General features: G+C 56.8%; 21 protein-coding genes. 13 read left to right on the forward strand and 8 right to left on the reverse strand.

What is annotated here, in order from left to right:
* Window positions 1–34: 34 nt before the first annotated feature.
* A complete protein-coding gene (locus tag FEZ62_RS10700; RefSeq protein ID WP_069902279.1) occupies window positions 35–250 on the reverse strand; it encodes a hypothetical protein in 216 nt (71 codons plus the stop codon).
* A 196-nt stretch (window positions 251–446) separates the two neighbouring features.
* Complete coding sequence (locus tag FEZ62_RS10705) at window positions 447–2828, reverse strand: penicillin acylase family protein (RefSeq protein ID WP_172927636.1); 2382 nt, start codon at window positions 2826–2828, stop codon at window positions 447–449.
* A gap of 306 nt (window positions 2829–3134) precedes the next feature.
* On the opposite strand from FEZ62_RS10705, the gene FEZ62_RS10710 reads away from it, so the two are divergent.
* On the forward strand, window positions 3135–5498 hold the full coding sequence (locus tag FEZ62_RS10710) for a membrane-bound PQQ-dependent dehydrogenase, glucose/quinate/shikimate family (RefSeq protein ID WP_172927637.1): 2364 nt from the start codon (window positions 3135–3137) through the stop codon (window positions 5496–5498).
* Window positions 5499–5592: 94 nt separating this feature from the next.
* On the opposite strand, the gene FEZ62_RS10715 is transcribed toward FEZ62_RS10710, so the two are convergent.
* Window positions 5593–6180, reverse strand: a complete 588-nt coding sequence (locus FEZ62_RS10715; protein WP_172927638.1) for a DUF6436 domain-containing protein — start codon at window positions 6178–6180, stop codon at window positions 5593–5595.
* A gap of 118 nt (window positions 6181–6298) precedes the next feature.
* Here FEZ62_RS10715 and FEZ62_RS10720 point away from each other — a divergent pair, with 118 nt between their 5' ends.
* A complete protein-coding gene (locus FEZ62_RS10720; RefSeq protein ID WP_172927639.1) occupies window positions 6299–7237 on the forward strand; it encodes an alpha/beta hydrolase in 939 nt (312 codons plus the stop codon).
* A 4-nt stretch (window positions 7238–7241) separates the two neighbouring features.
* Here FEZ62_RS10720 and FEZ62_RS10725 read toward each other — a convergent pair whose 3' ends face one another.
* The gene (locus FEZ62_RS10725; protein ID WP_090514286.1) at window positions 7242–8009 is read right to left on the reverse strand and encodes a DUF2059 domain-containing protein; all 768 of its coding nucleotides are present in this window, start codon (window positions 8007–8009) and stop codon (window positions 7242–7244) included.
* A gap of 84 nt (window positions 8010–8093) precedes the next feature.
* Here FEZ62_RS10725 and FEZ62_RS10730 point away from each other — a divergent pair, with 84 nt between their 5' ends.
* The 3 genes from FEZ62_RS10730 (at window position 8094) to FEZ62_RS10740 (ending at window position 9809) form a co-directional block, all read left to right on the forward strand.
* Entirely contained in the window at window positions 8094–8717 is a 624-nt protein-coding gene (locus tag FEZ62_RS10730; protein ID WP_172927640.1) for a 2OG-Fe(II) oxygenase, read from the forward strand.
* Between the two features lie 35 nt (window positions 8718–8752).
* Window positions 8753–9250 carry a 2-thiouracil desulfurase family protein gene (locus tag FEZ62_RS10735; RefSeq protein WP_172927641.1) on the forward strand — a complete coding sequence of 166 codons (498 nt, stop codon included), beginning with the start codon at window positions 8753–8755 and terminating at the stop codon, window positions 9248–9250.
* Between the two features lie 124 nt (window positions 9251–9374).
* A complete protein-coding gene (locus FEZ62_RS10740; protein ID WP_069902287.1) occupies window positions 9375–9809 on the forward strand; it encodes a DUF4399 domain-containing protein in 435 nt (144 codons plus the stop codon).
* An 83-nt stretch (window positions 9810–9892) separates the two neighbouring features.
* Here FEZ62_RS10740 and serA read toward each other — a convergent pair whose 3' ends face one another.
* Window positions 9893–11122, reverse strand: a complete 1230-nt coding sequence (gene serA, locus FEZ62_RS10745; RefSeq protein ID WP_172927642.1) for a phosphoglycerate dehydrogenase — start codon at window positions 11120–11122, stop codon at window positions 9893–9895.
* Window positions 11123–11305: 183 nt separating this feature from the next.
* On the opposite strand from serA, the gene FEZ62_RS10750 reads away from it, so the two are divergent.
* The 5 genes from FEZ62_RS10750 (at window position 11306) to FEZ62_RS10770 (ending at window position 15956) form a co-directional block, all read left to right on the forward strand.
* A complete protein-coding gene (locus tag FEZ62_RS10750; protein WP_172927643.1) occupies window positions 11306–12700 on the forward strand; it encodes an FAD-binding oxidoreductase in 1395 nt (464 codons plus the stop codon).
* Between the two features lie 99 nt (window positions 12701–12799).
* Entirely contained in the window at window positions 12800–13465 is a 666-nt protein-coding gene (locus tag FEZ62_RS10755) for a fumarylacetoacetate hydrolase family protein (protein WP_172927644.1), read from the forward strand.
* A gap of 79 nt (window positions 13466–13544) precedes the next feature.
* Window positions 13545–14456: an SdiA-regulated domain-containing protein gene (locus FEZ62_RS10760; protein ID WP_172927645.1), complete on the forward strand. Its 912-nt coding sequence runs from the start codon at window positions 13545–13547 to the stop codon at window positions 14454–14456.
* A gap of 83 nt (window positions 14457–14539) precedes the next feature.
* A complete protein-coding gene (locus FEZ62_RS10765; RefSeq protein WP_069902292.1) occupies window positions 14540–14887 on the forward strand; it encodes a NirD/YgiW/YdeI family stress tolerance protein in 348 nt (115 codons plus the stop codon).
* A gap of 133 nt (window positions 14888–15020) precedes the next feature.
* A complete protein-coding gene (locus tag FEZ62_RS10770; protein ID WP_172927646.1) occupies window positions 15021–15956 on the forward strand; it encodes an SdiA-regulated domain-containing protein in 936 nt (311 codons plus the stop codon).
* Window positions 15957–16023: 67 nt separating this feature from the next.
* Here FEZ62_RS10770 and FEZ62_RS10775 read toward each other — a convergent pair whose 3' ends face one another.
* Both FEZ62_RS10775 and rpiA read right to left on the reverse strand, forming a co-directional pair.
* Entirely contained in the window at window positions 16024–16356 is a 333-nt protein-coding gene (locus tag FEZ62_RS10775) for a YegP family protein (protein ID WP_069902294.1), read from the reverse strand.
* Window positions 16357–16431: 75 nt separating this feature from the next.
* On the reverse strand, window positions 16432–17103 hold the full coding sequence (gene rpiA, locus FEZ62_RS10780; protein ID WP_069902295.1) for a ribose-5-phosphate isomerase RpiA: 672 nt from the start codon (window positions 17101–17103) through the stop codon (window positions 16432–16434).
* Between the two features lie 193 nt (window positions 17104–17296).
* Here rpiA and ilvA point away from each other — a divergent pair, with 193 nt between their 5' ends.
* Both ilvA and FEZ62_RS10790 read left to right on the forward strand, forming a co-directional pair.
* Entirely contained in the window at window positions 17297–18811 is a 1515-nt protein-coding gene (gene ilvA, locus FEZ62_RS10785; RefSeq protein ID WP_172927647.1) for a threonine ammonia-lyase, biosynthetic, read from the forward strand.
* Window positions 18812–18825: 14 nt separating this feature from the next.
* Window positions 18826–19266 carry a DUF2269 family protein gene (locus FEZ62_RS10790; protein ID WP_172927648.1) on the forward strand — a complete coding sequence of 147 codons (441 nt, stop codon included), beginning with the start codon at window positions 18826–18828 and terminating at the stop codon, window positions 19264–19266.
* Between the two features lie 1381 nt (window positions 19267–20647).
* Here FEZ62_RS10790 and FEZ62_RS10795 read toward each other — a convergent pair.
* Window positions 20648–21301: an HAD-IB family hydrolase gene (locus tag FEZ62_RS10795; protein ID WP_172927649.1), complete on the reverse strand. Its 654-nt coding sequence runs from the start codon at window positions 21299–21301 to the stop codon at window positions 20648–20650.
* A gap of 196 nt (window positions 21302–21497) precedes the next feature.
* Here FEZ62_RS10795 and FEZ62_RS10800 point away from each other — a divergent pair, with 196 nt between their 5' ends.
* Window positions 21498–21977, forward strand: coding sequence for an RNA pyrophosphohydrolase (locus FEZ62_RS10800; RefSeq protein ID WP_069902651.1), 480 nt, complete (start codon window positions 21498–21500; stop codon window positions 21975–21977).
* The last annotated feature ends 16 nt before the right edge of the window (window positions 21978–21993 follow it).

Here is a 21993-nt window from a genome sequence, read left to right on the forward strand (position 1 = left end):
TTGCACGCTAGCCGTTCTTGAGTGTCCGGCACTATCAGGCGCGCTTAAGCCCTTGGTCGGCTATTTCTTCGCGGGTGAAGCGCAGTTGTGATGCATCGAGATTAAGCCGGTGGATCAGGTTGAACAGTTGCTGCTTGAGCACCTCGTCACTGATTCGCTCGGCGGCACGCATCATCGCCACAGCGGCGTCCTCGTTGTTAGAGGCAACCTGATCAAGGGTTCTGCAGATATTTCGAGTTGTGCGGCTCACGAGAGGGCTACTCCTAAAATCGAGGCTGTACTGTAGGGCGCAGATATTTCCTTTTGATTGCAGTCCGACCAATTAGATCCGTAATCAGGTACGAGATTTTGCTGTGGCTGGCGCCGTTATTGGCTGCGCTCAAAAACCATCCTGGGTTTCGCATTCGCTCCACCCAGGCGACGGTTGTTGCGCATCAGTACAGTCGTCACTCGACCGGCTTCAACGTGAGGGTGCTTTCGGTGTGCGCGGCCACATCGTCTTGGCTCAGGTGCATGGGGACGTATTCGCCGCGCATATAGCGTTCGGCCTGATCGCTGAAGTGTTTATCGAATGGCACGCCACTTTGCCCGACTGGATTGATGCCGATGGCCTTGCTGGCGTCAGCCATGTCGACCAGGCGCCGGGTTGATGGGCCGTAGCTGACATCCCAGGGCGCGGGGCCGATTTTGTGGGCGTAGTTGTTCGGGGTCTCATGACCACCGGGGGCGGCAAACGGGCCGATATTGAACAGGCGATCCAGTGGCTTTTTCTGGCCCAGTGGATGGTTGTGGGTGAGGGTGTGAGTTTTACCCCACTGCCAGTCGGCAGGGTTGTCGCCCAGCGTTTGCCTGAGGTGCTGCATGCTCGCCTGCCAGGCGGCCTTGATTGTGCTCGCACGGCTTTCCACAGCATCGGTGTTGCGGTTATCCCACCAGGGCGATTGCTCGTCTGCCGTGAGTCGCGGCAGCGCGATATCCAGCGCGCGGGTGGCGATCAGGTTGTTGAAGAAGGCTTCGCCGAGTTCGTCAGCCATGCCGTGGCGGGCGATTTCGTAGACCAGTTGATTGAATACAGTCGCCGTCACCGATTCGAGCGTATGGTCGCCGTCCCATTGGGCGAGCTGCTCGACCAATGCGCGTTCCTGGTCATCCGTAGCGGCGGCTTGCAGGTCGTTGATAATCGGTTTTAGCAGTCGAGCGGGGTAGCCCGTTCCTGTTTCGAGTTGCAAGGCGCGGCTGTTGTTCTGATCCCATTTCACGCTGCTATCGGCCAGGTGTTGATTGAGGCGCTGGCCACGGTCGGGAAGGTTGTAATAGCCCGGAATTTCTATATCTGTCGGCGATACGGTCTGAAAGTTGGCTGAGACGATGTAGCCGCGTGCAGGGTTTTCTTCTTGTGGGTTGTCACTGAACGGGTAGAAGCCGAGCTTGTCCGACTCGCTGCTGGCGCCGTCGAGAATAAAGCTCGGGTTCACCCCGGCAGGTCGGCGAGGCAGTTTGGCCGCAGCCCACCAACCGATATCGCCCGTGGCATTGGCCCAGATGACGTTAAGTCCCGGCGCTTCGATGTTTTCAACCGCGCTGCGGGCTTTGCTCAGCGTTTCTGCACGGTTGAGTTTGTAGAAACCATCGAGAATCGGGTTGTCGGTTTCGAGAAATGCCCACCACATGGCGATCGGGGTTTTGCCGACTGTGTTACCCAGCGCATCGTTGATGATCGGGCCGTGCTTCGAGCTGCGCAGCGTCAGTTGGACTGGCTCGGCGTTTTTGACTTCGATGGTTTCGCTGCGTGCTTGCAGGTCGGTCCATTCACCCTGATACCAGACCTGATTGGGGTTTTGCGGATTGACCTTCTCGGCGATCAGGTCGAGGTCGTCATTCTGGAACATGGTAATGCTCCAGGCGAAGTCCTTGTTATGGCCGAGCGATGCAACCGGGTTGAGGGCCTGATGGTGACCGTACAAGTCGAAGCCGGGATAACTCAGTTGGGCCTCGTACCAAACCGCCGGTACTGAAAAGCGAATGTGCGGATCGCCCGCCAGCAATGGCTTGCCGCTGGCAGTGCGGCTGCCCGAAACCGCCCACGCGTTGCTGCCTTCGAATTGTGGCAAACCCGCCTCAGCGAGTGCGTCATTGCTCAATTGGGCGATGCTGTTGAGATCCTGCCAGTCGCTGCTGGCCAGCGACTGGCCCATTACCCCTTGCGGATGCCAGGCGAGGTCGAAGACCTTGAGATAATCGGCGCCGAGCTGGTCGCGCACAAAACTCAGTACTGGTTCGGTGCGAAATGCGGCGGCAAAGCTGTAGGCCATGTAGCCGGCCACGCTGATGGTGTCGGCGACGGTGAACGGGCGCTTCTCGATGCCCAGCAGGTCGAATTCAACGGGCGCTGGATGGCTGTCCTGATATTGGTTTATGCCATCCAGATAGGCTTGCAGGGCTTTGTAGGAAGGCTGGCTGGTATCCATCGCCTGAGCGTAGGCATCTGCATGCTGGCGGATGCCGAGGGTGCGAAACAAGCGATCCGTTTCCACCAGTTTGTCACCCAGAACCGCGGCCAGTTCGCCGCGCGCCAGACGGCGCATCAATTCCATCTGGAACAGGCGGTCCTGCGCATGCACAAAGCCGAATGCGCGGTACATGTCGGCTTCGTTCTGGGCCTGAATATGCGGCACACCGCGCTCATCATAGGCAACGCTGACAGGTGCTTGCAGATGCGCAAGGTCGACATTGCCGTCGCGGCTTGGTTGTTTGCTGGTGACGTACCAGGCGCCGCCAGCGGCGGCCACGCCAATGATGATGGCAAGTGCAGTCAGAGTGCGCTTCATCGCAAGTCCTTTTTATTATTGGGCGATTGGTTCTCAGCAGCCTGGCAATACACCATGACTGAAAATAACAGGTCAATCGGCTAACGGCTTATCAGCATGCTGAATGATGGCTGATGGCCTTATCAAGCGTGCTGGTCTGCCTCTCTGGTAAAGGGTTCACAGTTCTTACGTCTGGTTATTGGGCGATTAACTTTTCTGCCGTGGCGTGTGGCCGGTTGGCGTCAGGTATTGAGTAACTTTCTATGTACAGTCGTTTCAGGTAAATCCGCCCTCCGCACCAAGTGATTTATTACAAGGATGTTGTTAATGACTTCGATTGGTTCGCATAAACCTGTCAGTGCACTCGTGCGCTGTTTTGGCCTGCTCATGGCGTTGTTGGGGGCTGTGCTTGCCTTGGGCGGCGCCTATCTGATTTTTCTCGGGGGCTCCTGGTATTACCTGATTTCTGGCGCAGCGATGGCGTATTCCGGCGTTGCTATCAGCAAGGGACGCCTTTGGGGCGTCTGGTGCTATTTGGCGCTCTTTGCGCTCACGCTGGTCTGGGCAGTATCTGAGGTGCAATTTAACTTTTGGGCATTGGTGCCGCGCACGCTCGTGCATCTGGTATTGGCAATCATTGCGTTGCTCTTGGTTCCGCTGTTTTCACCGGCTTCGGCTGCGCTCAAACGAGGCGCAGTGATTGCTGGCGTTGCTCTTCTGGGCGTGTTTATTGCGGCGTTGGCCGGGATGTTCGTACCGCACGGTATTGTGCAGAACTCCATAGCGTTTACGCCGGGCAAGGTGACAGATCTGACCGCTGCCACAGGCGGCGAATGGACCGACTACGGACGCACAGGTGAAGGCACGCGCTATGCGCCGTTTGATCAGATCAACGTCGATAATGTCGATCAGTTAAAAGTGGCCTGGACTACCCGTCATGGCGATATTGCCGAACTTGGCAACGAAAACCAGAACACACCGCTGTATGTCGATGGCGTGGTTTATCACTGTTCGCCGCGCAACATCCTGACCGCACTGGATGGCGACACGGGTAAAACCCGCTGGCAGTTTGACCCGAAAGCCGAAGCGCCGTTCTGGAACCGTTGTCGCAGTGTTGCCGTGTACAAGCCGCCCAAGCCCGACGCCTGCGGCACGCGCATTGTCATGGCCACAATCGATATGCGTTTACTGGCCATCAAAACCAGCGATGGTGAACTCTGCGAAAGCTTCGGTGACCACGGTGTGGTCAACTTGCAGCAGGGTATTGGCGAAGCCAAGCCCGGTTTCTATATGCAGACTTCAGGGGCGATGGTCGCGGGCGACAAGATTTTGCTCAGTGGTTGGGTGGCAGACAACATGTCGGTTGGTGAGCCTTCCGGCGTTGTGCGCGCCTTCAATGCCGGCACGGGTGAGCTGGATTGGGCGTGGGACCTGGGCAATGCCAAAATCGACAAGCTGCCACCGCCAGGCGAAACCTATACCCGCGGTACGCCCAATATTTGGGCGCCAATGTCTTATGACCTGGATCTCGGCTTGGTTTACCTGCCAACCGGTAACGCGACCCCAGACTATTACGGCGGCCTGCGCACCAAGGCGATGGATGATTACTCCTCCTCAATCGTTGCCGTTGACCTGAGCACGGGCAAGGAGCGCTGGAAGTTTCAAACAGTGCATCACGACCTCTGGGACTACGACATTCCGTCACAGCCATCGCTGGTGGACTTTCCCATGCCGGACGGCACAACCGTACCGGGGCTGATTCTGTTGACCAAGCGCGGCCAGATTTTCACCTTTGATCGGCGTGACGGAACCCCGCTGACCAAAATTGAAGAGCGCCCGGTGCCTGCCGGTGATGTTAAAGGTGAACGCTACTCGCCCACTCAGCCTTATTCGGTAGGCATGCCGGCGATTGGCGCAGCAGGCTTGAGTGAAACCAACGCCTGGGGCATTACGCCGGTCGATCAGCTCTATTGCCGCATCATGTTCAAGAAGAGCATCTACAAGGGCGATTTCACGCCGCCGAGCCTGAAACCGATCATTCAATTTCCGAGTAATTATGGTGGCTTCAATTGGGGCAGCGCATCCATTGATCAGGAGCGTAATCTTCTGATCGTCAATGATTTGCGCATGCCGATTCGCACCAACCTGATGCCCCGCGCCGAGATCGACAAGGTCATGAAGTCCCTTGGCGGGGCTAAACCTCACGGCGAGTGGAACCCGCAATACGGCACGCCTTATGGGCTCAAGCTCAACATGTTCATGTCGCCGATTGGCGTGCCTTGTGTGCAGCCGCCTTTTGGCACGTTGACGGCGATTGATCTGGCAACGCGCAAGGTGGTCTGGCAGCGGCCGGTAGGCACTGCCGAAGAGGTCGGGCCGTTTGGTATTGCGACAAGGTTGCCGATTAAAGTGGGTTTGCCGACCTTGGGCGGCACGGTGACCACAAGTGGCGGGCTGGTGTTTATGACAGGTACGCAAGACTACTATCTGCGCGCCTATGACGTTGAAACGGGTGAGGAACTGTGGAAAGGCGCCATCCCGACTGGCGGTCAGGCGACACCTATCACCTACATCGATAAGAAGTCAGGGCGCCAGTTCATAGTGGTTAACGCCGCCGGAGCGCCGCATAACCCGAATGATCGTGGTGATTATCTGGTGGCCTTCGCGCTGCCGGAAAAAACCAAGCCCTAAGGCGACAGTAGCTTCAGCCCCGGCAGCGCACTCAGTGCTCTGCCGGGGCTTTTACGTGCAGCCAGACAGCTTTGCTGGCGCTAGGACGCCATGCTCATGGCTCGGTTATATCGGCCGGCTTCCAGTCACAGAAACAGCCGACTGCCATGTTGTTGCTGGCGTGTACCTTGCGACCGTCCTTGAGCGCATTGAGTATCGGCTCGATAAAGCTGTTGCTTGAATTGCACGTAATGCCAGAGCTGTAAGGGCCGAAATAGGCCAGCTTGCCTTCACGGTCCCAAATCGCTACCGCCGGGCTGGCTGGCAAGTCGGCTGAACCCGGCAGAGCGGGTAATGCTTTGATCGCTTTGAGATCAGCGGGCAATTCGCCGTGGCTGCCGGGTTTTTGCACGGCAAAAAACTCAACACCCAGCGGGGTGAAATTTTTCACCAGCTCGGCAAGATGCTGTTGGTTGCCGACGTTGCAGGGGCAGGCCGGGTCCCAGAAGTGCACCATACGGATTGCCCCGGGGCCGGCTAACTCGGCGGGTAATTGCAATTGATCGCCGGAAAATATCGCCGTACGTTCACTGAATGAGCGCACATAGCGGGCTTCGAACCAGCTAAAGGCGAGAATTAGCACTATCACTGATACGCCTGCTATTACGCAGGCCAGTAAGGTTTTACGACTGAGTCGAGGCATGACAAGGTTCTATCTCTGGGGTGCATAGCTTGCCACGATGCGTCTGGCAGCAGAATATCTGCAGTTCGTTGTAGTGCATTGGATGCCTGCTTACCCCGCCTGATTTATGGATAGCTGCATGCTAGAGCAATTTAAGCCTGAGCGTTTAGTCGCAGGTCTTCGCCCGTTAACGTCCGCGCCCGCCCAGGCATTGCCGCAAGAGCTGGCTTATCGGGCGTTTTACGGCCTTGAACAATTACCGGCAGCTCATGCGCGCATGGGTTACTTCGAGGCGGGTGGTTACCGCATTGCCGCGCAACTCTGGCTGCCTGAGCAGCCCAAAGCGACACTGATTTTGCTGCATGGCTATTACGACCACAGTGGTTTGTATGGCCATGTCATGCGCTGGGCTTTGGAGCAGAATCTCGCCGTTATGGCGCTCGACTTGCCCGGGCATGGTTTATCCAGCGGCACTCGCGCCAGTATTAACGACTTCGCCGAGTATCAGTCCGTGCTGGAGGGTGCGATTGAGCTGGTTCGTGAGTTGCAGCTACCGGCACCCTTGCACCTGTTTGGCCAGAGCACTGGCGGCGCGATTCTGATTGATTACCTGCTGACGGCAAATCCGCAGAGTGATATCGGTGAGATCATCCTGCTGGCGCCGTTGGTCAGGCCGCGGGCCTGGGGTTGGTCCAAGCTCAGTTATCTGCTGCTCAAGTCGTTTGTGAGCAAGATAGAGCGGCGTTTCAGTGATAACTCGCATGACCCTGTGTTTCTCGACTTCCTGCGCAATCGCGACCCGTTACAGCCACGCAACCTGCCCACTGCCTGGGTAGGCGCGCTGGGGCGCTGGGTGCCGCGTATCGAGAATGCCCCGCGCAGTCCGCGGCGGCCGTTGGTGGTGCAGGGAGAGGAAGACCGCACGGTAGACTGGCCGTATAACCTGCAGGTGCTGGCCGACAAATTTGCCGGCCCGCGTGTGCTGCGTATCAAGCAGGCGCGCCATCATCTGGCCAATGAGTCGGCGGAGTTTCGCGCTGAGTACTTCAGTTTTCTCACCGAGCAACTCAATCGCTGAGCCGTTAGATACCTTGTGGTGCCTGATTCAGGCTGGATGTGCTCTGGCCAACGGCTAGGCCGGCGCGCACAGCGGCGAGTGCGGCCTGATAATAGTCTTTACCGGCCTGCGATTCGGCGAAAGTGATGAACTCATCCAGCTCAGGATCGGACAAGTCGCGGTAAACAAACAGCAAGGTGTTGTCGAGATCAGTGCCAATCTGACCCATCAGGCGCTGGCGCTGGCTATTGAGCATGCTCTGCGCGGTGTCGCCGCCGAGCAAGCCGGGGATCATCTGGCTCAGGCTGTCTGCGGCCACGCCGGCCAACGCCAGGCTCACTTCGGCGCCAGCTTCCTTGGCGGGCAGGGCCTGCGCGAGGTGGCTGATCAACAAGCGGCGACTGTCGCTGGCATCAACGCGGGGCAGGCCGTTGGCATATTTCGCCAACTGATCCTTGCGTGTAGCCAATTGCTCGGCGCTGACGACCTTGCGGCCCAACGGTGACTCGAAGAATTGCAGGGCCGACTGCGGCTCGTGCAGATTCTCGCGAAAGCTTTGCTGCGCGCGCTGATCCATCGCTTGCGGTGCGAATCGCTGATTGCTGTTGCTCACAAGTGCGTCATACACCGCGGGTGGCAGGCTCTGGCGATAGCGCTGCTGCGCGGCGGCGAGTGCATCATTGAAATTGGCCCGTTGTTGCGCCCAGCCGGCGGCCTTATACAGATCAGTGTGCACATCGGCCAGAGCCGGCAAGCTCAGTAGCATGAATAGAGCGGTGAAGATCGCGCGCATTAAAGACTCCTGTCTGGCGGGCACTGATTTCAAGGGCGGAGAAGCATATCGAGGCGCGGCAACGAGACTGATAGAATTATACGCATGACAACCGATACCACTGATATGCCCTTTGCAGTAATTATTGATGACCTTGCCACGCAGGGCTGGTCGCTGCTGCCCGGTTTTGCTAGTCAGACTTTGACAGCCGAATTGGCCCAAGAGTGCCGTGCCCGGGTAAAAAATGGCGCTCTGAGCCCCGCCAGAGTGGGACGCGGTGCCGGGCAAGAGATCCGCGAGGCGATCCGCGGCGATCAGATCGAGTGGCTGGAGCCGGGACAGTCGGCCCCCACCGATGCGTATCTGCAATTGATCGACGGCTTGCGGCTCGCGCTTAATCAACAGCTGTTTCTCGGTCTGGATTCCTATGAAAGCCACTTCGCTTTCTATCCGGCAGGTGCTTTTTATAAAAAGCACCTCGACCGCTTTCGCGATGACGACCGGCGCACTGTCTCGGTCGTGCTCTATCTGAATGAACAATGGCAGGACGACTTTGGCGGCGAGCTGCGCCTGTACCTGCTGGATGGCGAGACCCGCGACGTGCGGCCAGAGGCCGGCAGTCTGGTGGTGTTCATGTCGGCCGATATGCCCCACGAAGTCTTGCCGGCCACCCGTGAACGCCTGTCGTTAGCCGGTTGGTTTCGTCGGCGCGGCGCCGATACGTTCTAGTCGCTTCGCCATTCGAGTAAATGCAGGAGCTTGTTGTGCAAAAAATCTTGGTTAGTCGTTGCCTGCTTGGCCATCGCGTGCGCTATGACGGCGGTGCGCATGGCCCGTTCGACCTGTTGCAGCAATGGCAGGCAGAGGGCCGGGTCATCGCGCTGTGCCCTGAAGTGGCTGGCGGCTTGCCAACGCCACGCCCACCGGCGGAGATCCCTGGCGGACAAGGTGCGCAGGTGCTGGACGGATTGCTCAGTGTTTCGACTATCGATGGCGAAGACTGCACCGAAGCCTTTGTCAGTGGCGCGCAGCAGGCGCTGGAACTGGTTCGCCAGCACGGTATTGGCTTGGCGCTGCTCAAGGCGCGCAGCCCGTCGTGCGGCAACCTGGAGAACTACGACGGTAGTTTTAGCGGCGTGAAGGTGGCGGGCGAGGGTGTTACCGCGGCGCTGTTAAAACGGGCGGGTGTGCAGGTCTTCAATGAAACCCAATTGGCGCAGGCCAGTTTGGCGTTGGCTGCGCTTGAATCTGCTCTGGAATAGGTATTTCAGCCGATTCCGCGCGTATCTTTTGGATGACGCCTACACTTGGCGATAGCGTAGTTACGCTGAACGATTGGCGGGGTTTACCGTCCATTGTACTCAACCAAAAGACACGGAGTCTGTTATGAAAGTAGTCATGCCCACTCTCGGGCTAGCCGCCCTTTTGTTTGCCGTCAGTAGCCCTGCCTTGGCTGAAGCGCCAAGGGCCAAGGCCATGGAAGATGCACGGGTATATATCGTTGAGCCAGCTGATGGTGCGACAGTCAGCCAGACGTTCACCGTCAAGTTCGGTATCAGCGGTATGAACGTCGCGCCAGCAGGTACGGATGCGCCCAATACCGGGCACCACCATCTTTTGATCGACCAGGACACGCTGCCGGCGATGGACAAGGTGATCCCCGCCACCGACAAGATTATTCACTATGGCGGTGGCCAGACCGAAACTGAGCTGACGCTCGAGCCGGGCCAGCACACCCTGCAACTGTTGCTGGGCGATAAAGGCCACGTGCCATTCGATCCGCCGCTGCTGTCGGACAAAATCACTATCACCGTCAAGTAAATCCACGGCGTTTGCTGCGCTGAAACGAGAAGAGGGAGGCCTAAGCCTCCCTCTTCTTTTTTAGCCGTTACAACTGTTCGGAATTAGAACAGTACGCGGCTGCGGATGGTGCCGTTAACGTGCTGCAGTTTTTCCAGCGCCAGGTCCGAGTATTCGGCGTCGACGTCGACTACTACGTAACCCACTTTGTCGTTGGTCTGCAGGAACTGACCCGAAATGTTGATGCCGTTTTCGGCGAACACACGGTTGATTTCGCTCATCACACCCGGAATGTTTTGGTGGATGTGCAGCAGACGGTGCTTGCCCGGGTGCGATGGCAGTGCCACTTCCGGGAAGTTGACCGAAGACACCGATGTGCCGTTGTCGCTGTACTTGACCAGCTTCTCGGCGACTTCCAGACCAATGTTGGCCTGAGCCTCGGCAGTCGAGCCACCGATGTGCGGAGTCAGGATCACGCGATCAAGGCCGCGCAGCGGGCTTTCGAACTCTTCGGCGTTAGAGCGTGGCTCTACTGGGAATACGTCGATGGCCGCGCCAATCAGGTGTTCGTCTTTGATTGCCGCTGCCAGATGATCCAACTCAACCACGGTGCCACGCGCCGCGTTGATCAGGATGCCGCCCTTCTTCATGGCGCGGATTTCCGCTTCGCCAATCATCCACTGAGTCGATGGCAGTTCCGGAACGTGCAGCGAGACGATGTCGCACATACCCAGCAGGTCGTGCAGCTTGCCGATCTGGGTGGCGTTACCCAGCGGCAGCTTGGTGATCACGTCGTAGAAGAACACCTGCATGCCCAGCGATTCGGCGAGAACCGACAGCTGTGTACCAATGGAGCCATAACCGACGATACCCAGCTTTTTACCGCGGATTTCGAAGGAGTTGGCCGCGCTTTTGATCCAGCCGCCACGGTGGCAGGAAGCATTCTTCTCAGGGATGCCGCGCAGCAGCAAGATGGCCTGAGCCAGTACCAGTTCGGCAACCGAACGGGTATTCGAGTACGGTGCGTTGAAAACGGCGATGCCGCGCTCACGTGCAGCGTCAAGATCAACCTGGTTGGTGCCAATGCAGAAACAGCCAACTGCAACCAGCTTGTTGGCGCAGTCAAACACCTCAGCGGTGAGCTGGGTGCGTGAACGAATGCCGATAAAATGCGCCTCGGCGATCTTTTCCTTCAGTTCTGCTTCAGGCAGCGAGCCGGTGAGGTACTCGATGTTTGAGTAGCCAGCAGCCGTCAGAGTGTCCACAGCATTTTGGTGGACGCCTTCGAGAAGAAGGAACTTGATCTTGCTCTTGTCGAGAGAGGTCTTGCTCATCGGAGTACCTGTTGTCCCACAATTAAGTGTCACGGAAGTCAGCGCCATTGCTGATCGGGCCCGCAGATCAGCCTGGAGCATGATTTGCAGGGTGCATATGCTAGCATACGAGCCCCGCGAAACACCTACCCTGGCAGATGAAGCGTGCTCAGGGTGACCATGAATCGTTTGAGAGTTCTATCGATGACTGACCCAGCCCTGATTGAAACGCTAAAGTCCCTGGTTGAGCCTGGAAAAGTGCTGACCGACGCCGAATCCCTGGAAGCTTTTGGTAAGGACTGGACCAAGCATTTTGCCCCGGCCCCGCAAGCCATCGTGTTTCCGAAGAGCATCGAGCAGGTTCAGGCCATTGTTCGCTGGGCGAATGAGCATAAGGTTGCGCTGGTGCCGTCGGGTGGCCGCACCGGTCTTTCCGCCGCCGCTGTTGCGGCCAATGGCGAAGTGGTCGTCTCGTTCGATTACATGAATCAGATTCTCGATTTCAACGAATTTGATCGTACTGTTGTCTGCCAGCCAGGCGTTGTCACCGAGCAGTTGCAGAACTTCGCCGAAGAGCAGGGCCTTTATTATCCAGTCGACTTCGCCTCGGCGGGTTCCAGCCAGATTGGCGGCAACATTGGCACCAATGCTGGCGGTATCAAGGTGATCCGTTATGGCATGACCCGCAACTGGGTCGCGGGCATGAAAGTGGTGACCGGCACGGGTGAGTTGCTGGAACTCAACAAAGACCTGATCAAGAATGCCACCGGCTACGACATGCGCCAGCTGTTCATCGGTGCCGAAGGCACGCTGGGTTTCGTGGTTGAGGCCACCATGCGCCTTGACCGCGCGCCGCAGAATCTCACGGCAATGGTGCTGGGCGCTGCTGACTTCGATTCGATCATGCCGGTTCTCCACGCCTTCCAGAGCAAACTGGACCTGACCGCGTTCGAATTCTTCTCCGACAAAGCACTGGCCAAAGTCATGGCGCGCGGCGATGTGCCACCTGCTTTCGAGACTGACTGCCCGTTCTATGCGCTGCTTGAATTTGAAGCCAGCACAGAAGAAGTCGCCAACGCGGCACTGGAAACCTTTGAGCACTGCGTCGAGCAAGGCTGGGTGCTGGACGGCGTTATGAGCCAGAGCGAACAGCAACTGCAGAACCTGTGGAAGCTGCGTGAGTACATCTCTGAAACCATCTCGCACTGGACACCGTACAAGAACGATATTTCGGTGACTGTGTCGAAAGTACCGGCCTTCTTGCACGATATTGATGAGATCGTCGGCAAACACTACCCGGATTTTGAAATCGTCTGGTTCGGCCATATCGGCGACGGCAACCTGCACCTGAATATCCTCAAGCCCGAGTCTTTGACTAAAGACGAATTCTTCGCCAAATGCGCAACTGTTAATAAGTGGGTGTTTGAGATCGTGCAGAAGTACAACGGCTCGATCTCGGCCGAGCACGGTGTTGGTATGACCAAGCGTGACTACTTGCATTACAGCCGCAGCGCCGCTGAAATCGGCTACATGAAGGCGATCAAGGCAGTATTTGACCCGAACGGCATCATGAACCCGGGCAAAATATTCGCTGAATAATCTGACTGCCACTTACTGCCAGCGAGGTTTGCACAGCTGATCTCGCCGGTTTGCTTGCAGCAGCCCCAGTTGGGCAGTTTTCCTTTGTCAGGAGCGTTTATGAGTTACCAGCACCAGTATGTTGACGGCACCCATATCCATTTTCAGTTGGGTAAAGTCGTGTGCATCGGGCGTAATTACGCCGAGCACGCCAAAGAGCTGAATAACCCGGTGCCGACTGAGCCCATCCTGTTCATCAAGCCGGGCAGTTGTGTGGTGGCTGTGGACGGCGGTTTCAGCATTCCTGAAGACCGGGGTTCGGTGCATTACGAAGCTGAAATTGCGGTTTTGATTGGCAAGCCGCTGTCGCGCACGCCGAATGAAGAAGAAGTGCTGGATGCGATTTCGGGCTTTGCTCCGGCATTGGATCTAACCCTGCGGGACGTGCAAGCCAAGCTCAAAGAGAAGGGCTATCCGTGGGAAGTCGCCAAGTCGTTCGATGGCGCCTGCGTGCTCGCACCTTTTGTGCAGGGCGATGCGATCGCTGATCTGACCGATATCGGCATTCGCCTGACTATTAACGGTGCTGTGCGTCAGGACGGTAACAGCCGCGACATGCTCAACCCGATTGTGCCGATGATCCAGCACATCTGCGGCCACTTCAGCCTGCAGCCGGGCGATGTCATTCTCACGGGCACGCCGGTAGGCGTTGGCCCGCTGAACAAGGGTGACGAAGTCGAGCTGGAACTGGTTGGCCACTCGAGTTTCACCAGTAAAGTCTGTTAAACGCTGATTGCATCTCTGCACTACTCACCTGCGCCCGCCGCGCAGGTGATGATTGATAATAATTACAAGAGACATTCAGATGTTTGCAGCTTCATGGCTACGCTATGCACCTAAGGTGCTGTTGTACGTTGTCATTGGTCTTATCACTGCAGCGGTGATTTACCTCCAGCTATTTCCACGCGCAGTGCTATCCGCACAGGCACATGTTTTATCGCCTGCTGAAAAGGCCGCGAGTATCGGCTTGGGCGATTACCGAATAGTCGGCAAGCCCTATAAGTTAAGCGGACTTGAAGCGTTCGAAACCTCGGGCCTGAGTTACAGCGCCAGCAGCAATACATTGTTTGCCGTTACCGGCAAGACGGCTCTTCTGATCGAGCTGTCGCTTGCCGGCGACGTATTGCGGCAGATCCCCATCAATGGGGTCTCTAATCTCGAAGCGGTTGAGGTGTTATCGGGCGGGCGCATTGCGGTGGTTGATGAGCGCATGCATCGCATGAGCGTGTTTCAAGTTAATGAGCACACTCAAAGCCTCGATGCCAGCACGGCTGAAAATTATGACTTGGGCTTTGCCGATGCTGGAAACAAAGGCTTTGAAGGGTTGGCCTGGGACCCAGAACAGCAGCGCTTGCTGTTGGCCAAAGAGCGCGATCCGCTGGGTATATTCAGCTTTCAATTGCCGGCTGAAGCCAATGCAGCCGTAACCCTGCATGAGCTGGTGAGCGACGGGCTATTCGTGCGGGATATTTCCTCGTTGAGCTATGACTCTCGCACCGGGAACATCCTGGTGTTGTCCGACGAATCACGCATGTTGGTCGAACTGGATGCGCAAGGTTATCCACTGGGCTTTATCAATCTGGGTGTGGGTATGGGTGGTTTTTCCTTGGGCATCAAACAACCTGAGGGCGTTGCAATTGCTACAGACGGCACTATCTATGTGATTGCTGAACCGGACCTTATGTACGTGTTCCGCAAAGAGGTTGAGCCAAATTAAGTTTGGCTTAAGCCCTGTTTAAGAGTTAATTCAGTTAACGCAACTACTCTTTCCCCATCACTTCAACGCATGAGGATATGAATATGAAACGCACTGTATTGGCTTTGCTGCTTGCTCCTGTTTTCTCTGGCGCGGTCATGGCGGCCGGCTACACCGGCCCCAGCGATACCCCACAGATAAAAGATGTCGCAGGTGCGATGACTGCAGCTGATGACACTCCGGTTGTGCTGCAGGGACAAATCGTCAAGCGCCTCAAGCATGAGCAGTACCTGTTCAAAGATGCTTCCGGCACCATCGAAGTTGAAATCGATGATGATAAGTGGCCGCAGCAGCAAGTGTCTGAAACCGCCACAGTGCGTCTGACCGGCGAGGTAGACGTTCATCACGATCGCCGTGATGTTGAGGTCGACCGGGTCGAACTGGTCAAGTAAGTCCCGCTGTAAACCGAACGCCAACCCTGCTCACTGTTGTGAGCGGGGTTTTCGCTTTGTTTGACTGTCTGCATAAACTTACCGGGCGGCAGGTTCTGCTCGGGCTCTGGATTTCTACTTATTGAGATAACGCATGCGTTCTTTCTTGACCTTAAAGCGTGTGCTGGCGGCCTTGGTGGTCGTCGTACTCCTGGCATTGGCTGTTTGGGCGCAGCAACATCGGTTAGTCCAACGGGCCTGGTTTAATTCGAATGTTTGGCGTGACGCCGCGATGCAGGAGGCCAACTCAATTTGGCTGACGGACTATCGCGTGAAGGTCGAGGCGCAGCCCATAGAGGGGCTTGAGGCGGACATTTCGGCACTGACCTATGACCCGGACCGGCGCAGCCTTTTTACCGTGACCAATCAAAATCCTCAGTTGATTGAGTTGTCGCTCGACGGAGAAGTGCTCCGGCGCATTCAGCTGACGGGTTTCGGCGACCCGGAAGCCGTTGAGTACATCAGCCCAAACGTGTTCGTGATTACCGATGAGCGTGAGCATCGGCTGTTTAAAGTGCAGATAGATGACGCCGAGGTCACCACTCAATTGAATGCGCAGGACGCGGCCCAATTGTCACTGGGCATCGGGCTCAACGGTAACAAGGGCTTTGAAGGGCTGGCCTACGACAGGGCCGGCAAGCGTTTATTTGTTGCCAAAGAACGCGATCCCATGCGGATTATTGAGATAACCGGCTTTGCCGAAACGGCTGGGCAGTCAGGAATGTCCGTGAACATTGCCGATAATCTTGAGCGCGACAAAGGTTTGTTCGTGCGGGATTTGTCCAGCTTGCAATTTGACAGTCGGACTCGCCATTTGCTGGCGTTGTCAGATGAGTCTCGGTTGATTATCGAGCTCAATTCTGAGGGAAAACCGGTGAGCACCTTATCGCTGTTGGCGGGCCAGCATGGTTTGCAGCGCTCGGTGCCGCAGGCCGAAGGCGTGGCGATGGATGACCAGGGTGTGCTGTATCTGATCAGTGAGCCGAATCTGTTTTATGTCTTCGAAAAAAGCACTGAAAACAGCGATTGAATATCGCGCACAGCAAAACGCCGAAGCTCAGAGCCTGGGCTTCGGCGTTTGATTACTTGGGGTGAATTCAGCTTTCGTCGTTGAGTACGGCTTCTGGTGCATTCTTCTGCACCGACTCAACGCCACCCTTGCAGCTCGACGCACTGGCGTACATCTGGCTTTGGCCAACAACCTGGCCATTGGTCGCTTTCAGTACGAAGTAGTGCTTGGCGTTGCTCGACTCTTTAACCTCAAAAGCACCCTCACGCTGCGAGTTCTTGCGCACTGACTCGATCCCGTTGAGGGCTGAGTCCTTGGCTTTGTACATCTCGCTGGTGAGGATGATTTCGCCATTGCCGGCGAGCAGGTTGAAGTGGAACTGACCGTCTTTAGCTTTCTTCAGATGAAATTTGCTGGCCATGGATGACCTCACTCCTTGTTGTAGGGACAAGCCAAGACTAGTCCGGATTTTCAAGGAGGTCAGGTCATCTCATCACTATTTGACCAGTTGCTTGACGCCCTCTGGCGTGCCGAGCAAGAGCAAGTCGGCTGAGCGTGCAGCAAACAGGCCGTTGGTGACGACGCCAACGATGGCGTTGATCTGGGCTTCCAGCTCCACCGGATTAACGATCTGCATGTTCCACACATCGAGAATCACGTTGCCGTTGTCGGTTATCACGCCTTCGCGGTAAACCGGATCGCCGCCCAGCTTTACCAGCTCACGCGCCACATGGCTGCGCGCCATCGGGATCACTTCGACAGGCAGCGGGAAAGTGCCCAGAACCGGAACCAGCTTGCTGGCGTCGGCAATGCAGATAAATGTCTTGGCCACCGCTGCGACGATTTTCTCGCGGGTCAGCGCTGCGCCACCGCCCTTGATCAGGTTAAGGCGCTCATCACTCTCGTCGGCACCGTCGACATAGAACTCCAGGTCGCTGACGGTGTTCAGCTCGTACACCGGAATACCGTGGCCTTTCAAACGCTCGGCTGTGGCTTCGGAGCTGGCAACGGCGCCATCGAACTCGGTCTTGTGCTTGGCCAATGCATCAATGAAGCAGTTGGCGGTGGAGCCGGTGCCGACCCCAACTACGCTTTTGGCGTCGAGTTTTGGAAGGATGAAGTCGACTGCAGCCTGAGCGACTGCTTGCTTGAGTTGATCCTGGGTCATGCCGGGTTCCACTTAGAAGAAACTGAGAGGGCGCATTATAGCTGTTCGGCCCGTCGGCGGTTGCGGTGTGTTGGCTGGCGATGGGCAAAGATCGGCGAAATGAGGGCTAAAAGCCCAGTATTCGTGTGGTCGTACAGCCGATGGCTGGGGTAGACTCGTTGGTTCCCTGATTTAGCCGCCTGCGATGCCCGCCATGCTCGAACAGTACGTCAAGAAGATCCTCACCTCGCGTGTATACGATGTAGCCGTAGAAACGCCCCTGCAAATTGCCAATCAGCTTTCCGAGCGTCTGCACAATCAGATTCTGCTCAAGCGCGAAGATCTGCAGCCGGTGTTCTCTTTCAAGATTCGCGGCGCGTATAACAAGCTGGCCCAGCTCAGCCCCGAGGAACAGGCGCGTGGCGTGGTCACAGCTTCGGCCGGCAACCATGCGCAAGGTCTGGCGCTTGCGGCCAAAGTGCTTGGGGTCAAGGCCACAATCGTGATGCCCAAGACGACTCCCGAGATCAAGGTCAATGGCGTTCGCTCACGCGGCGGCAAAGTGGTGTTGCACGGAGACAGTTTCCCCGAAGCCCTCGCGCACTCGCTGAAACTGGTCAACGAGAAGGGCTACATTTATGTTCACCCTTACGATGACCCGCACACGATTGCCGGCCAGGGCACCGTGGCAATGGAGATTCTGCGCCAGCATCCGGGCCGGATCGACGCGATTTTTGTACCGGTAGGCGGTGGCGGTCTGATTGCCGGCATTGCTGCGTATGTGAAGTATCTGCGCCCGGAAATTCGCGTAATTGGCGTTGAGCCGGACGACTCCAATTGCCTGCAGGCTGCGATGGCCGCGGGCGAGCGCGTGGTGCTAAGTCAGGTCGGCTTGTTTGCGGACGGCGTTGCCGTGGCGCAGATTGGCGAACATACCTTCAATATCTGCAAAGATTATGTCGATGAAGTAATCACCGTCAGCACTGATGAAATCTGTGCGGCGATCAAGGACATCTACGACGATACCCGCTCGATCACCGAGCCTGCGGGCGCACTGAGTGTGGCCGGTATCAAGAAATACGTCGAAACCCGCGGTTGCAGTGATCAGGTTCTGGTTGGCATCGACTCGGGCGCCAACGTCAATTTCGATCGCCTGCGCCATGTCGCTGAACGCGCCGAGTTGGGTGAAGGCCGCGAGGCAATCATCGCGGTCACCATCCCCGAACAGCCGGGCAGCTTCAAGACCTTCTGCGAGGCAATCGGCAAGCGCCAGATCACCGAGTTCAATTACCGTTATCACACCGGCCGCGAAGCGCATATTTTTGTCGGCGTGCAGACGCATCCCGAGAATGACCCACGCGTGGCCTTGGTCGAAAGCCTGAGCAGCCAGGGTTTTCCGGTGATCGACCTGACCGATAACGAGTTGGCCAAACTGCATATCCGCCATATGGTCGGCGGCCATGCGGCCAAGGTCAGTGACGAGATTGTGCTGCGCTTCGAGTTCCCGGAGCGTCCGGGTGCACTTTTCAACTTTTTGCAGAAGCTGGGCGGGCGCTGGAATATTTCGATGTTCCACTACCGTAACCACGGCGCGGCTGATGGTCGTGTAGTCGCTGGCTTGCAAGTGCCTTCCGAAGAGCGCCATCTGGTGCCGGCAGCATTGGATGAAATCGGCTATCCCTATTGGGATGAAAGTAATAATCCGGCCTACACCCTTTTTCTTGGATAACTAACTAGGCGCATATGGAACATTATCAGCTGGTCAAAATCGCCCACAGTGCAATTGCCGGACTTCTGCTTCTTGGGTTGCTGGCGCACTTTTTCATGATTTTCAAAGCCAAGCGTGGCGGTGATGCTGCGGTGTTGCAGCGCAAGATCAAGCGCACCCGCATGATCAGTCTGCCAGTGTTGGGTTTGCTGGCGCTGACGCTGCCGTTCAGTGGTTACTGGATGGTGGATAAAACGGCATTGCCGTTGAGTCAGATGTGGCTGCTGGCGAGCAGTGGCTTGTTTGCGCTGATGGTGATTCTGGGGCTGTTGTTGTCGGGGCGTTTGCGTGTTTGGCAGGCGCTTGGTGAGACGCCAGCGCCGACTGGGCTGGTGCGTTTGTGTATGGTTTATGCTGTGCTGATTTTGGTTGTGTTGGTGGCCATTATGGGGTTGATGGGCGCTAAGCCGGTTTAACCTTTGTGTGAGTGGGGTAGCGACAAGCGCGTCTTGCAGCGAGTGTTTTTGGCTTGTTGGTAAAGTGCGTTTGGTGAAGGCTTGGTTTGATGTGCTTTGCATGGGATTGTAGGAGCCAATTCTGGCGATGGTTTATGCATTCCACCCACGCAATGCCATGACGGATTACGCCGCGTGGCGGCTAATCCATCCTCCACGGCCCACGCGGCCTATATGGCGAATCCATCCCCCCTCGACTCACGCGATTGATGCGGAGGATGGAATCCGCATCGCGGCTTCCGTCATGGCTGACTTCCCGCTGACGCGGTCTGCTTTTGATTGGTGTCGTAATATTTTTATCTTCCGGATTATGTATTCCGTCAACGCAATGCCATGACGGATTACTCCATCCCCCCGCGACTTACGCGACTTATACGGAGGTTGGAATCCGCAACGCGGCTTCCGGCATGGCGGATGGCCTACTGGGGCGCGGTCTGCTTTTGATTGGCTTTTTGATTTTTGAACGCTGGCGCTAAGCCTGAATCTCGGGCGTTCTCTGGTCACCCTTTCGCCCTTACGGCGAGTCACTTTTGCCAGACGAAGCAAAAGTAACCCAAAGTTCTGTGCCCCTCCATTGGGCCTCGCCTTGCTCGGCTTCCCGCATTCCATCGTTGCTCCGTGGGCACGTCGCGATGGGCCGTCCTTGGCCCAACGCAACTCTCGCCGCATCCCTGCGGCTCGACCCACTGCGCAACGATTGCATTTGGCCTGCTGGAATGGGGCGCTTTGCGGTGTCTGGGCTGGATGTGATCGGCTGGGGATGGTCGGCGTTTGGGCTGAATGCGGACGATGGAATCCACCCGCGGCTTATGCATTAATCCGACGCAATGTCATGACGGATTACGCCGCGTGGCGGCTAATCCATCCTCCTCGACTCACGCGGTTAATGCGGAGGTTGGAATCCGCATCGCGGCTTCCGACATGGCGGATGGCCTGCTGTGCGCGGTCTGCTTTTGATTGGTTTTTTGATTTTTGAACGCTGGCGCAACGATTACATTTGGCCGGCTGGAATGGGGCGCTTTGCGGTGTCTGGACTTTTGCTGATCGGCTTGGGGATGTTTGGGTTGGCTGCTATATGGCGGACTTACAGGTCGACTCGGGATTGGTGGCGTGGCGCAAATCGTCCGACGGATTGCGTTGCTTTGCGCCGCTATCCATCCTCCGGTTAATTGAGAATACCTTGATTGCGTTTTCACTGGAGGATGGAATCCGCGTCGCGGCTTCCGTCATGGCGGGCTTCCCGCTGGGTGCGGGCTGCTTTTGGTTGGTGGTATTGCGTTGGTTCACAACTCAAATTGCGGCGCATGCGCCGCAATTTGCCATCTCCCTGCGACAAGGTGGGCTAGCGCAGGGAGATGATTTCCCAGCCGCGTTTTTCGGCTTCGGCGCGTAGTTTCGGGTCTGGGTCTACTGCCACCGGGCGGGTGACTTGCTCGAGCAGGGGCAGGTCGTTAATCGAGTCGCTGTAGAAGCTGCTGTCTTGCAGCGTCATGTTGTTTTCTTGCAGCCAGCGCTGCAGGCGGGTCACTTTGCCTTCTTTGAAGCACGGCACGTCTGTGGTGCGGCCGGTGTAGCGGCCGTCGAGCATTTCGCATTCGGTGGCCAGCAGGGTTTCAACGCCCAGGCGTTTGGCGATTGGCGCGGTGACGAAGCGGTTGGTAGCGGTGATGATCAGAATCTTGTCGCCAGCGGCGCGGTGCTCTGCGAGCAAGGCCTCGCCCTTGGCCAGAATGATCGGCTCGACGCAGTCGCGCATGAACTCCTGATGCCAGGTTTGCAGTTGGGCCATTTCGGTGCGGCCAAGAATCTCAAGGCTGAAATTCAGGTAGTCGGTCAGGTTGAGGGTGCCGGCCAGGTAGTCCTGATAAAACTCGTCGTTACGCGCCTTGTAGGCCACGCCATCGAGTATCCCGCGCTCGCACAGGTAATCACCCCAGGCGTGATCGCTGTCACCGCCGAGCAATGTGTTATCGAGGTCAAATAAAGCTAAACGCACGGGGCACCTTCTGTTTGTCACGTCGAGGGCGCTCAGAATACCGATTTTTGCGGGTGTAGGGAAAATCCTCAATGGGTAAATGGCAGGGATTTAATTGCGCTTTCAAGAGTCAGAGCAATTCTTGGGCCACTCACGTTGCTGCTTTCACAACCTTTATGGAACAATGCTGGAACATGCGTTTACAGGGTTGTGTGCCGTGATCGATCTTGATGGTTTTCGCCCCAATGTCGGCATCATTCTGACCAATGATGCTGGCCAAGTGCTTTGGGCGCGTCGGATAAACCAAGACGCGTGGCAGTTTCCTCAGGGTGGAATCAATGACAACGAAACCCCCGAAGAAGCGCTCTACCGCGAATTGAATGAAGAGGTAGGGCTGGAACAGAAGGATGTGAAAATTCTCGCCTGCACGCGGGGCTGGTTGAGGTATCGTCTACCCCAGCGTCTCGTGCGTACGCACAGCCAGCCGCTGTGCATAGGCCAGAAGCAAAAATGGTTTCTGCTGCGTTTGACCGCTGATGAGCAGCGGGTGCGCATGGATCTGACCAATAAGCCGGAATTTGACGGCTGGCGATGGGTTAGTTACTGGTATCCGTTAGGCCAAGTGGTTACATTCAAGCGCGAAGTTTATCGTCGTGCACTTAAGGAACTTGCCCCGCGCCTGTTAGCGCGAGACTGAAACCAACAGATAGAGC

The organism is Pseudomonas sp. MS19 (genome assembly GCF_013277615.1).
Lineage (GTDB): Bacteria > Pseudomonadota > Gammaproteobacteria > Pseudomonadales > Pseudomonadaceae > Aquipseudomonas > Aquipseudomonas marincola.